Genomic DNA, 12,727 nt, shown 5'->3' on the forward strand with positions numbered 1-12,727 from the left:
GATCGGCTCACATATCCAAATTACGCTCAATGAAAATATCCTCGCGTTGCAAGGAGTCACGAACCTCTCCGACCAGTTCCTCGATAACGTCCTCCAAAAAGAGAACGCCAACCGTTAGGCCGTCCTTCACCACTTCCGCCAAGTGCGTGCCCGAGCGTTGCATGATGCGTAGCGTATCCTCCACCTCGTCACTGGCTTGAACGACCGGCATCTCGCGAAAACGCCACTCATCCAGTGGCAGATCACGCTGATCCGGGCCCGCGAACAAGACGTCCTTCAAATGAATGTAGTAGATTGGCAAACCGTTTTCATCCACCACCGGATAGCGCGAAAAACCAGTCTTTGCTACCTCGCGCTCCAGCTGGGCGGGCGTCACGTCGCGCGGCACGCTCACCAGTTCTTCTACTGGCACCATCACGTCACCAGCGCGCTCCTCTGAAAATTCAAGCGTGCCACTCAGCAGGCCGATCTCGTCATGAAGCGTGCCTTCCTGCTGGGATAGCTCAACAATGGACGCAACCTCTTCAGCCGTGAAAGAAGCGGCAACTTCGTGGCGCGGCTCCAAACCAAATAGGCGGACGAACCAGTTCGCCATGTGATCCAGCCCCACAACGATTGGACGGAACACGTGCCCGATCGCAACCAGTGGAGGCGCGAGAATCAGTAGCGCCTTATCAGGGGCCGAAACCGACATGTTCTTCGGCACCATCTCCCCAAAGACCACGTGTAGGTACAGTACCAGCAGTAAGGCCAAAATAAACGCAACCGCATGCGCGGATGCAGCTGGAAGCCCCACGGCTTGCAAAGGGCGCTCGACAAGTCTTGCGATCGCAGGCTCTGCAACCGCACCCAAAGAGGTCGATGCGATCGTGATGCCCAGCTGGGAGATCGACAGCATTAGCGAAACGTTTTCAATCGCATACAGCGCCGTCTTCGCGCCGCGTTTACCCTCATCTGCGAGCGGCTCGATTTGCGCTCGGCGCGAAGAAGTCACCGCGAACTCGGCAGCCACAAAAAATGCGTTAAGGAGCAACAAGAACAGCGTGATTAGAAGACCGGCGGTGATACTCATTTTGTATCCCCCTCCTCCTCATTCGACTGTTCCGGTTCCGTGACGCGAACCAGGATCTGATCGATGCGGCGCCCATCCATGCGCAAGATTTCCAGCGTCGTGTTTTCAACCTGCACCCTGTCATGGACCTCGCCGATGCGGCCAAGCTTAAGCATCATGAACCCGCCGAGGGTTTCGTATGGGCCATCCTCGGGAACAAAAATGCCGGTACGCTCCAGCAGTTCATCGGGGCGAAGGGTGCCGGGCACCTTCCATGCACCATCGTTTTGGCGGCGAATACCGTGGCGGCGGCGGTCGTGTTCGTCGGCTACCTCGCCAACGATTTCTTCCACGACGTCTTCCAACGTGACAATTCCCGACGTACCGCCGTATTCGTCCACAACTACGGCGATTTGCAGGCCTTCTGCGCGAAGCATAAGTAGTAGCGGAGCCAGCGCAAGCGTTTCTGGCACGCGCAGCACTTCAGAAGTGAGGGAGGAAGACAGCACCGACACCTCGCTTCGCTTATCCCAAGGCACCGCGATCGCGCGGCGCAGCGAGACGAAAGCGACAATATCGTCCGAATCATCGCCTACGATCGGGAAGCGCGAGTGGCCCGTGGTGCGCGCAAGTTCAACAACGTCCGCTGCTGAAGCCGACTCACTTAGGTACACCATGCGTCCGCGATCCGTCATCACGTCAATCGCGGTTAACTCACCAATACCAATCGACTTGGTGAGCAGCGTCGCGGTTGAGGTATCCAGCGTGCCCTCTTGCGCGGAGTGGCGCACCAGTGCGGCAAGCTCGGACGCTGAGCGCGCGGACGAGATCTCCTCCATCGGCGTGATCCCCATGGCGTGCAACACCGCGTTAGCAGTATCGTTCAGAACCTTAATTAGAGGATGCAACACCTTTGTGAACGCCGCCTGTATCGGTGTCACGAGCCCCGCGGTGTGCAACGGGTCAGCAAGAGCCATGTTCTTTGGGACCAGCTCGCCAAACAGCATCGAAAACGCGTTAATGAAGATAACCGACAGCACCACCGCGATAGTGGTGGAAAGTGTGAGGGCAAGCCCAAAACTTGCAAACATCTTGGTGAACAGATTCAGCAAGGAGACCTGCGTGGTGTAACCAAGCAGAATCGTGGTTAGCGTAATTCCCACCTGCGCACCAGAAAGCTGGGTGGACAAGATACGCAACGCTTTGACAACCTGTTTAGCTTTTTTGTCACCTTCGTTGGCGCGTCGCTCCACCGACGCAACGTCAAGGGCGACGTATGAAAACTCGGCGGCAACGAAAATCGCGGTGCCCAGCGTGAGAACAACTCCAAATAGGAGCATGAGGACGTCATATATCACCGGCTCATCACCGGCCAAAAACTTCGCGGAGGTTCATCTTTATGCATCCATCCCAGCTTAACCGGATTTTCAAGCACTCGCTCAAATAGGTGTTGAGAGCCTCATTTACCCCGGTGTCCTCCCCTACTCACCCCCTTACAGGCCTTGAATTCCCTTCGACTTTTAAGGTCTAAACCATAGGTGATTATCAGTTGGGCAAATAACCGTAAAATCTCTCCATATCAAGAGAAAACGGGGATTATTCGTCTTAAACTGATTGAAGTTGTAGCGCCCGATCACCATCGAAGCGATCAACTGGAATCGTTGACAACAGTGCGAGCCCAAGGAAACAGGAGCGATGACAGAATACACACCCGGCCCGATTCAAGCAGCCCCCCGCCCGCCGGCCCCGCCTGCGCCCAATGATCCATCGAGAATTTCCGCAGATTCTGCTCCCGTAGATGTCTCTGCTCCGATCGCCGCGTCCGCGTCGCGTTTCAACCCAAATGCCATCGACGAGACGCGCGCTGACCTCCCTCCCATCCCTAAATCAAAGGTCGCTGAGGCAACGTCGCCCTACACCCGCCTTACCAGGTCACGTGCCGCTTCAAAACTAAACAGTGAGGCGCGCGAAGAGGACGAGATCGAAACACTAAAGGGAGCGTTCCGCGCCGTTGCGAAAAATATGGAGAGTTCTCTCGAGGTTCCCACCGCAACGTCGGCCCGGCAGATTCCAGCCAAACTTTTGATTGAGAACCGCGCAGTAATCAATGGTCACCTCGCCCGCACTCGCGGCGGCAAGGTCTCTTTCACCCACCTCATCGGCTACGCACTCGTTGAAGCCCTGGTAGAGATGCCATCAATGAACGTTCGCTACACGTTCGATGAAAAGGGCAAACCCGCCGTTGAACACCTCGCACATGTGGGCTTTGGTCTTGCGATCGACATTCCTTTGAAAGACGGAAACCGTATGCTCATGGTGCCCGTCATAAAAGAGGCTGACACGCTAACGTTTGCCGAGTTCGTTGCCGCCTACGAAGACATTGTGAAGCGGGCGCGCGAAGGCAAGCTCGGCGCCGCTGACTTCCAGGGTGGCACCGTAACACTCACAAACCCGGGGACGATCGGCACCACGCATTCGGTTCCTCGCCTCATGAAGGGACAGGGCTCAATCATTGGTGTGGGTGCAACGGACTACCCCGCCGAGTGGGCGGGCGCTTCACCGCAGCGCCTAGCGAAGATGGGCGTTGGCAAGATCATGACGATGACCTCCACCTACGACCACCGCATCATCCAGGGCGCGGCTTCCGGAGAGTTGCTACGCATCGTGTCGCGCAAGATTGCTGGTCAAGATGGCTTCTACGACCGCGTGTTTGACTCTATGCAGGTTCCCTACGTTCCTTACCGTTGGGAGCGCGACAAGGAGTACAACGAAGAGCGTGAGAAGGGCAAGCCCGCACGCATTGTTGAGCTGATTCACGCCTACCGCGTTGCTGGTCACCTCGCCGCTAACACCGACCCGCTGGATTACAAGGTTCGCCGCCATCCCGACCTCAACTTATCGACGTACGGCCTGAACGTTTGGGACCTTGACCGTTCCTTCCCAACCGGCGGCTTTGGCGGCCGCGACCACATGACGCTCCGCGAAATCCTGGAACAGCTTCGCGACACTTACACTCGCACCACCGGTATCGAATACATGCACATGGTTGATCCGGCGCAGCGCGAGTGGATCCAAGAGCACGTGGAAAAGCCTTGGGAAAAGCCCTCGCTTGAAACTCAGCGCCACATCATGACGATGCTAAATAAGGCCGAGGCATTTGAGCACTTCTTGCAGACCAAATACATCGGTCAGAAGCGATTCTCTCTGGAAGGCTCCGAATCGCTGATTCCCCTCCTCGACCGAGTGCTTTGGGTGGCAGCTCACGATGGCATCGCTGAGGTTGCCATCGCAATGGCGCACCGTGGCCGTCTGAACGTGCTGGCTAACATTGCCGGTAAGTCCTACGGCCAGATCTTCTCTGAGTTCGAAGGCAACCAGGATCCCCGCTCCGTCCTCGGCTCCGGCGATGTTAAGTATCACCTTGGAACCGAAGGCATTTTCACTGCCGAAGATGGCGCGGCAACAAAGGTTTATCTTGCCGCGAACCCATCTCACCTCGAGGCCGCGGACGGCGTGCTCCAAGGTGTTGCGCGCGCGAAGCACGACAAGTTGAACGAGCCGGGCTGGCCGATCCTGCCGATCCTAATCCACGGCGACGCGGCATTTGCCGGTCAGGGCGTGGTTTACGAGACACTAAACATGAGCCAGGTACCCGCCTATCGCAACGGCGGCACCATGCACGTGATTATCAACAACCAGATTGGCTTCACCACGCCAAACACGGTTGCGCGCTCCACAAAGTATGCAACCGATATGGCCAAGGGCCTGCAGATCCCGATCTTCCACGTAAACGGCGACGATCCGGAAATGGTTGTGCGCGTTGCCAAACTTGCTTTCGAGTTCCGCCAGAAGTTCAACAAGGACGTCATCATTGATCTCGTTACCTACCGCCGTCGCGGACACAACGAGGGTGATGACCCGTCAATGACGCAGCCGGTCATGTACTCTTTGATCGACCGCACACTCACCACACGCGACCGCTACACCAAGGATCTCATCGGCCGTGGCGACATTAGCGAGGAAGAGGCCGATAAGGCACTGGCCGAATACAACGAGCTGCTGGACGAGATCCTGGAAGAAACGAGGAGCGCAGAAACAACGCCGGTTACAGACGAAGCCGTTGCCGGTCTGGAGCGCCCCGAGGCGCAACGCGCCGGCGAAGGCATGATGATCGGTTGGGAATCTCCCGTACCGCGCGAAGTTGTTGAACGCATCGGCGATGCTCACCTCGCCATCCCGCAAGGCTTCACGCCGCATCCGAAACTTGCAAAGCTACTGGAAAAGCGCCACAAGATGTCGCGCGAAGGCAAGATCGACTGGGGCTTTGGCGAGTTGATCGCCTTCGGCTCACTGCTAATGGAAGGCACCCCCGTGCGCATGTCTGGTCAGGACGCGCGCCGCGCCACCTTCGTTCAGCGCCACGCCGTCCTTCACGATCACAATGATGGCCGCGAGTGGACCCCGCTGAACTTCCTGGTGGATGAGCAGCCCAAACTCGACATCCACGACTCGACGCTTTCTGAATACGCGCCGATGGCATTCGAGTACGGCTACTCGTTGGAACGCCCCGACGCACTAGTCCTGTGGGAAGCCCAGTTTGGTGACTTTGCAAACGGTGCACAGACCGTGGTTGATGAGTTCATTTCATCCGCGGAACAAAAGTGGGATCAGCGTTCCTCCGTGACGCTACTTTTGCCCCACGGATACGAAGGCCAGGGGCCGGACCACTCCTCCGCACGCATTGAGCGCTACCTCCAGCTAGCGGCGGAAGACAACATGTGGATCGCCCAGCCCTCCACTCCGGCGAACTACTTCCACCTGCTCCGCACGCAGGCGTACAAGCGCCCGCGTAAGCCTCTTATCGTGTTTACGCCCAAGCAGTTGTTGCGCCTGTCCGCCGCGTCTTCCGAAGTTGAGGATTTCACCTCCGGCCACTTCCAGCCCGTTATTGGTGAAGCCAACGAGGCAATCACCGCCAACGCGCCGGCAGTTAATCGTGTGATTATGTGCTCGGGCCGCGTCTACTACGACCTCGTGAAGGAACGCCAACATCGTGGCGACAACAATACCGCGATCGTACGTGTGGAGCAGTACTACCCGCTTCCACTCGAGGAGTTGAAAGCAGCGATTGCACCATTTGGCGATGCCGAACTGGCGTGGGTGCAAGACGAGCCGCAAAACCAGGGTGCTTGGCCGTTCCTGGCGCTCAACCTGTTCCCCCAGATCGACCGCAAGGTCAAAGTAGTGTCCCGCCCAGCGGCCGCCTCTCCGGCAGCTGGCACTATGGCGCTACACAAGTACCAGCATGAGATTTTGATGGACGGCGCATTCGAACACTAAACCCGTGCAAAGCGGGGCTGGCATTAGCCGGCCCCGCTTTGCGTGTATTGTGAGGGGCTGAAGGAGACGATTGTGAACGACATCAGGCTTTGTGTGATCGGCGACGAACTCGTGGCCGGAACGGGTGATCCTCGTGCCCTCGGCTGGATTGGACGAGTGCTCGCACGCACCAACATTCCAGAAACCATGCACGTGTTTGCCTTGGCCATGCCGGGCGAATCTACTACCGAAATGTCACAGCGCTGGGAAAGCGAATGCATGCCGCGATTCAAAGACGGCGCCGACAATCGCCTCATTATCGCCGTTGGTAAGCAAGACGTGGAGACCGGGCTTTCCACGCCCCGCACCCGCCTCAATCTTGCAAACATGGTGGATCTTGCCACGCAGATGGGCATCAAGGTAATGATTGTGGGCCCTCCCCCGCTGCAAACCTCCGACTCGCGCCAACTATCTGAAGTTGTGCGAGCTTGCCGTGAAGTTGCTGAGCGCAGGTCTATCCCGTTTGTAGACACGTTCTCGCCCCTCCTGACGCACGACCAGTGGCACGACGACATCGCGATGTCTCAAACCGGTCTGCCAAACCAGGCGGGTTACGGGCTGCTGGCTTGGATTGTGTTGCACAACAACTGGTTCGAGTGGATAGGCCTCCCGCCTCGTGCTTAGAATCGGTTAATCTGATTTTCCGTGTAAAGATTCGTGAGAGACATGCAGGCAAATAAGCAGTTCGGGGTCTTAAGTGACAGGTTTGGTCGCGTTGCTCGCGATCTGCGTGTCTCTTTGACGGACCGATGCAACCTGCGCTGCGAATACTGCATGCCCGCCGAAGGCCTAGAGTGGCTTCCAACGGAACATACTTTGAGCGACGAGGAAATCCTGCGGCTAATACGTATCGGCATTGAAATGCTTGGTATTGAACAGGTGCGCTTCACCGGCGGGGAGCCACTACTTCGCCGCTCCCTTGAACAAATCGTTTCGCAGACCAAAGCCATGACCACCCACCTGGGCAAGTCGCCGCAAATTTCGATCACCTCGAACGGCCTCGGCCTGGACAAACGCGCCGAAGCACTCGCCGAAGCGGGTGTGTCACGGGCGAATATCTCACTTGATTCTCTGAACCGGCAGCGCTACGCGACTATCGCGAGGCGTGACCGCCTAGCTGACGCCCTGCGCGGCATTGAAGCAGCAGACGCTGCGGGTATGAGCCCAATCAAAATCAATGCCGTCGCTATGAAGGGAATTAATGAAGAGGACATCGTTGATCTGCTGGCTTACTGTCTTGGCCACGGGTATCACCTGCGTTTCATCGAGCACATGCCACTTGGCCCCGCTCATTCGTGGAAGCGCGACCAGCTACTGACTCAGGCCGACATTTTAGAGCGGCTTGCAACAAAGTTTGAACTATCACCGTCTGCAAAACCACGCGGATCAGCGCCGGCAGAGCTTTGGAACGTGGCGGCGAGCTCTAATCACCCCGCTGGAGACGTGGGCGTGATCGCATCGGTGACGAATCCATTCTGCGATGACTGTGACCGCACACGTCTCACGTCTGACGGACAAATTCGCACCTGCCTATTTGCAACCGAAGAAGCAGACTTGCGAACCCCACTAAGGTCTGGAGCCAGCGATGAAGAGCTGGCGACAATCTGGATGGGAGCCACCGCTGAAAAACTGGCTGGGCACGGCATGGGCCGTCCCGATTTTCAACCGCCGGAACGCACAATGTCGAGGATTGGTGGATAGTGGCTACGATCCGTTTCTTTGCCGGCGCAGCCGAAGCCGCCGGAGCTTCATCCGTAAGCGTCGGATCCGCACCAACGGTTGCCGACCTGCTCAGGCAGGTTAGCGAGGGCAACGTCGTACTCGAAAAGGTGATCTCCAGGTCACTTCTGCTAGCTGATGGTAAGAAGGTTCTTCCCGCCGATTCTGCCGCATCGATCGACACGCTTGACGTGCTTCCCCCGTTCGCGGGTGGATAAGCAGATGCAACATTGACAGGCGTTACTCGAACTCCGAGTAACGCCGTTTTTGTTCGCGTAAAGCCCCTGCAAGACCGATTTGAAGCTGTCTCCTGCGCAGCTCTGAAATAGTTTATTAACGCAACCGTTTTTAATTTCAACACAGTTTCCTATATGCAAAAATGGAAAACGCGGCTTTCCCCCGTAAACAAGGCGATCCAGGTCACACCGAACTGCATTCCCATAGCATTTAGTAAAAGCCACATACTTGAGGAGGCAGACGTGTCCTTGGCCGACGTAAAACCACGAGAGGGTACACAAGGTCCCTCTCGCCGTTCATTCTTAAAATGGAGCGCCGTCGCCGGAACCGCGACCGCGCTAGCCGCATCCCCCGCCGTGTTCTCCGGTAAGCCGGGCGTTGGCGAAGCCAACAGGGCCTTCGCTGTTGAGGGCGTGGAGGATGCAGAAACCTTCTGGTCCGCATGCACCGTGAACTGCGGTTCGAGGTGCCCGCTGAAGCTCCAGGTCAAGGAAGGCCAGATCATCCGCGTTCTTCCCGAAGATACCGGTGATAACGAAATAGGCACGCAACAGATCCGCGCGTGCGTACGCGGCCGTTCCATCCGCCACCGCATTTACAACCCGGATCGGTTGAAGACTCCGTTGAAGCGCAAGGAAGGCACCAAGCGCGGCGACGGCGAGTGGGAAGAAATTTCTTGGGAGCAGGCACTCGATGAGATTGCCGACAAGATGAAAGAACTCCTCAGCGAGTACGGAAACGAGTCGATCTACCTCAACTACGGCACGGGCACACTCGGCGGGACGGTTGCACGCTCCTGGCCGCCAGCACAGACGCCGTTCGCCCGCCTCATGAACCTGCTCGGCGGCTACCTCAATCACTACTCGGACTACTCCACCGCTCAGATCACCTCCGCATACCCATTCCACTACGGCGGCTGGGTAGCTACGAACTCCTTGGATGATGCAAAGAACTCCAAGCTACAGGTCATGTTCGGTAATAACCCGCTCGAAACCCGCATGTCCGGCGGTGGCGAACTGTTTGTCACTCAGAAGACACGCAAAGACCATGACGTGAGAACGATCGTCATTGATCCGCGATACTCCGACACTGCGATCGGCCTGGCCGACGAATGGATTGCTCTTCGCCCCGGAACCGACGCGGCCCTCATTGCGGGTATCACACACGTCCTCATCTCCGAGAACTTGCATGACCAAGCGTTCTTGGACAAATACACGATCGGTTTTGATGAGGATCATATGCCCGAGGGGGCTCCAAAGAATGCCTCCTATCGTTCCTACATTGAGGGCAAGGGAGAGGACGGGATTGAGAAGACCCCCGAGTGGGCTTCTGAAATCACCGGCGTCCCAGCCAGTGTGATTCGGCGCCTCGCGCGCGAGATGGGAACCATGAAGCCGGTAGCCATCTCGCAGGGGTGGGGCCCGCAGCGCCATGCCAACGGCGAGAACCAAGCGCGCGCAGTGTTTACCCTGGCGGCTATACTCGGACAGATTGGCATACCCGGCGGCGGCACGGGTGGCCGCGAAGCCTCCTACGGTCTGCCAATGGTCTACCCGTTCAACTCCACTGAAAACCCGGTGAAGACATCCATTTCTGTCTACTCCTGGACCGACGCGGTTGAGCGTGGCGCGGAAATGACCGCGACCCGTGACGGCGTGCGGGGCAAGGATAAACTCGACGTTCCAATCAAGATGATCTGGCAGTACGCCGGCAACGCCCTCACCAACCAGCACGGCGACATCAACCGCACAGCTGAGCTCTTGCGCGACGATTCGAAGTGCGAACTGATTGTGGTATCTGATATCCAGATGACCGTGTCCGCTCGCTACGCTGACTACGTCCTCCCGGACCTATCAACAGCGGAGCAAGAGGACGTTATACAAGAAGGCTCCTCCGGAGACATGGGCTATACGATCCTCGCGTCTAAAGCCATCGAGCCTCTGTTCGACTGCAAGTCGATCTACTGGGTGTGCTCCGAGCTGGCGCGCCGCTTTGGTGTGGAAGACCAGTTCACAGAAGGCCGCACCCAGGAAGAATGGTGTGAACACACCATCGAAAGTAGCCGCAAGGAAATCCCCGAACTGCCCTCCTACGACCAGCTCAAGCAAATGGGGATCTGGAAGAAGAAGGGCGAATCGGTGATCCCACTCGCCGACTTCCGTGAGGATCCGGTGGCGAATGCGTTGGAGACGCCCTCGGGGAAGATTGAGATTTATTCTTCGCAGCTTGCTGATATGGCGAAGACGTGGGAGTTCCCCGAGGGGATGGCCGGAGACAAGCTCACCGCTCTACCTGAACATGTAGACACGTGGGAAGGCGCGGTCGAGGCTCGTACCAATAAGGATTATCCGTTGCAGTGCATTGGTCACCACTACAAGGGACGCACGCACTCCTCCTACGGTAACGTCGATTGGCTCCGCGATGATGCTCACCCACAAATCGCGTGGATTAATACGCTAGACGCGATGAAACGTGGCATCAAGAACGATGATGTTGTCATCATCCGAAATGATCGCGGACGCATCCGCATCAAGGCGCGAGTTACCAGCCGCATTGCTCCCGGCGTCGTATCCGTTCCGCAAGGAGCGTGGTATAACCCAGATAAATCTGGCCTTGACGTTGGAGGTTCCGTAAACACGCTCACATCATGGCACCCCTCCCCACTGGCAAAGGGTAATGCTCAGCACACCATTCTCGTTCAAGTAGAGAAGGCTTAGGAGGTTTATTGTGGCTGCAAAACTTGGATTTTATTTTGATCAGACCGCTTGCAACGGGTGCAAGGCCTGCCAGATTGCATGTAAGGATAAGCATGATACGCCTCTTGGTGTGAACTGGCGACGCGTGGTTGAGTACACGGGAGGGTCTTGGCAACAAGACGGGGACACCTTCACCCCGAACGTGTTCTCTTATTACACTTCCATCTCTTGTAACCACTGCGAAAACCCGATCTGCGTGCAGGTATGTCCTACCACCGCGATGAGCCAGGATGCGGACGGGGTGGTAACTGTTGATCCAGGCAAGTGTGTTGGGTGTCGTTACTGTGAGTGGGCATGTCCTTACTCGGCCCCGCAGTTCAACGCTGACCTGGGTTACATGACCAAATGTGATCTGTGTTCTGACTACCGCGCTACAGGCCAAAACCCGGCGTGTGTAGATGCTTGCCCCTCCCGCGCATTGGACTGGGGTCCAATAGATGAGCTACGCGAAAAGTATGGTGACATCCAAGCTGTAGCGCCGCTGCCAGACCCATCTATTACCAACCCGCACCTAGTAGTTACACCCCACCGCGACGCTCAACCATGGAACAATCCATCTGGTGAGATCGCTAACCGAGAAGAGGTCTAGAAAGTGAACGTTCATGAATGGCCATTAACGGCTTTCACCATTCTTGCGCAAATGGCGGTAGGAGCTTTTGTCACGCTAGGCCTAGTAAACCTATTCGCGCAAACCAAGTACTCATCCAAGACCGTAGACCGCTTGGCCAAGCCTGCCCTCTACGCAATCGGACCGGTCATGGTTCTAGCATTGCTTGCTTCCATGTTCCACCTTGGCAATCCCCTGAATGCGCCCAACGCGATCCGTCACGTCGCCACTTCGTGGCTGGCACGTGAAATCCTGTTTGGCGCTGGCTTTGCCGTACTTGGATTCATCTTTGCAGCTGCCACCTGGTTTGGCTGGTTCAACGCAAAAATCCGTAACGCACTAGCTATCTTCACCGCCATCTGGGGCCTGGGGTTCATCTGGGTAATGGCCCACGTGTACATGCTTCCAACCGTTCCTGCATGGAACCACTGGACCACCCCCGCCACCTTCTACATCAGCGCCGCCCTCACCGGTAGTCTTGCGATCGCCCTGGCTTTCAGCGCCTGGCCAATCGTGTCAACCAAATGGCCCAAACTGGACCACGCCCTAACCGGGGCTAACAAGACCGAGAACCAGCCGGCACAAACACGCGCAGATATCCAAACTCAACGCGAAACCATCAGCTTGACCAATCAGGCAACTAATTGGATCGCAATCACCACCATCGCGATGCTTGCGCTCCAACTAGTGGTTGGAACCTACGCCGCTGCTAAACCGGCCGGCCCCAACCCTGCCGACGTTGATCCGTCGCCAACCTGGTACGCCATTCGCCTCGTCCTGCTTATCATCGGCGCGGGCATCATTGGCCTCTACCTGACCTTAACCACCCACAAGAACCTCGAGGGCAGCCAGCATAAGCCACTGCTAGCCCTCACCCTCACCAGCTTTGCCCTCGTGACTATCAGCGAAATCATCGCGAGGTTCCTCTTCTACGGAGAGATGAACAGGATAGGAATATAAGCCGGTAAGGACATACAT

General features: G+C 57.0%; 9 protein-coding genes. 7 read left to right on the forward strand and 2 right to left on the reverse strand.

Translation table 11 applies throughout. From position 1 onward, the window contains the following. Positions 1-7 precede the first annotated feature (7 nt). Both HMPREF9238_RS02585 and HMPREF9238_RS02590 read right to left on the reverse strand, forming a co-directional pair. Positions 8-1,072, reverse strand: a complete 1,065-nt coding sequence (locus tag HMPREF9238_RS02585) for a hemolysin family protein (RefSeq protein WP_016443880.1) — start codon at positions 1,070-1,072, stop codon at positions 8-10. Next, positions 1,069-2,406 (reverse strand): hemolysin family protein, encoded by a 1,338-nt coding sequence (locus HMPREF9238_RS02590; RefSeq protein WP_156824431.1) that lies wholly within the window; start codon positions 2,404-2,406, stop codon positions 1,069-1,071. Before HMPREF9238_RS02590 ends, HMPREF9238_RS02585 begins: the two co-directional genes overlap by 4 nt. 340 nt (positions 2,407-2,746) lie before the next feature. Here HMPREF9238_RS02590 and HMPREF9238_RS02595 point away from each other — a divergent pair, with 340 nt between their 5' ends. The 7 genes from HMPREF9238_RS02595 (at position 2,747) to HMPREF9238_RS02620 (ending at position 12,709) form a co-directional block, all read left to right on the forward strand. Continuing rightward, complete coding sequence (locus HMPREF9238_RS02595; protein WP_016443882.1) at positions 2,747-6,391, forward strand: multifunctional oxoglutarate decarboxylase/oxoglutarate dehydrogenase thiamine pyrophosphate-binding subunit/dihydrolipoyllysine-residue succinyltransferase subunit; 3,645 nt, start codon at positions 2,747-2,749, stop codon at positions 6,389-6,391. Between the two features lie 81 nt (positions 6,392-6,472). Next, positions 6,473-7,054, forward strand: coding sequence for a GDSL-type esterase/lipase family protein (locus tag HMPREF9238_RS02600; protein WP_040316646.1), 582 nt, complete (start codon positions 6,473-6,475; stop codon positions 7,052-7,054). 42 nt (positions 7,055-7,096) lie between these two features. Beyond that, the gene (moaA, locus tag HMPREF9238_RS02605) at positions 7,097-8,131 is read left to right on the forward strand and encodes a GTP 3',8-cyclase MoaA (RefSeq protein ID WP_016443884.1); all 1,035 of its coding nucleotides are present in this window, start codon (positions 7,097-7,099) and stop codon (positions 8,129-8,131) included. Further along, positions 8,131-8,367, forward strand: coding sequence for a MoaD/ThiS family protein (locus tag HMPREF9238_RS02610; RefSeq protein WP_016443885.1), 237 nt, complete (start codon positions 8,131-8,133; stop codon positions 8,365-8,367). Before moaA ends, HMPREF9238_RS02610 begins: the two co-directional genes overlap by 1 nt. Before the next feature lie 261 nt (positions 8,368-8,628). Then, the gene (locus tag HMPREF9238_RS02615; protein WP_016443886.1) at positions 8,629-11,103 is read left to right on the forward strand and encodes a DMSO/selenate family reductase complex A subunit; all 2,475 of its coding nucleotides are present in this window, start codon (positions 8,629-8,631) and stop codon (positions 11,101-11,103) included. 10 nt (positions 11,104-11,113) lie between these two features. Continuing rightward, positions 11,114-11,731 carry a DMSO/selenate family reductase complex B subunit gene (locus HMPREF9238_RS08750; protein WP_016443887.1) on the forward strand — a complete coding sequence of 206 codons (618 nt, stop codon included), beginning with the start codon at positions 11,114-11,116 and terminating at the stop codon, positions 11,729-11,731. 3 nt (positions 11,732-11,734) lie between these two features. Beyond that, positions 11,735-12,709: a dimethyl sulfoxide reductase anchor subunit family protein gene (locus HMPREF9238_RS02620; RefSeq protein WP_016443888.1), complete on the forward strand. Its 975-nt coding sequence runs from the start codon at positions 11,735-11,737 to the stop codon at positions 12,707-12,709. The last annotated feature ends 18 nt before the right edge of the window (positions 12,710-12,727 follow it).

Source organism: Gleimia europaea ACS-120-V-Col10b, from assembly GCF_000411155.1.
In the GTDB taxonomy this organism is placed as follows: domain Bacteria; phylum Actinomycetota; class Actinomycetes; order Actinomycetales; family Actinomycetaceae; genus Gleimia; species Gleimia europaea_B.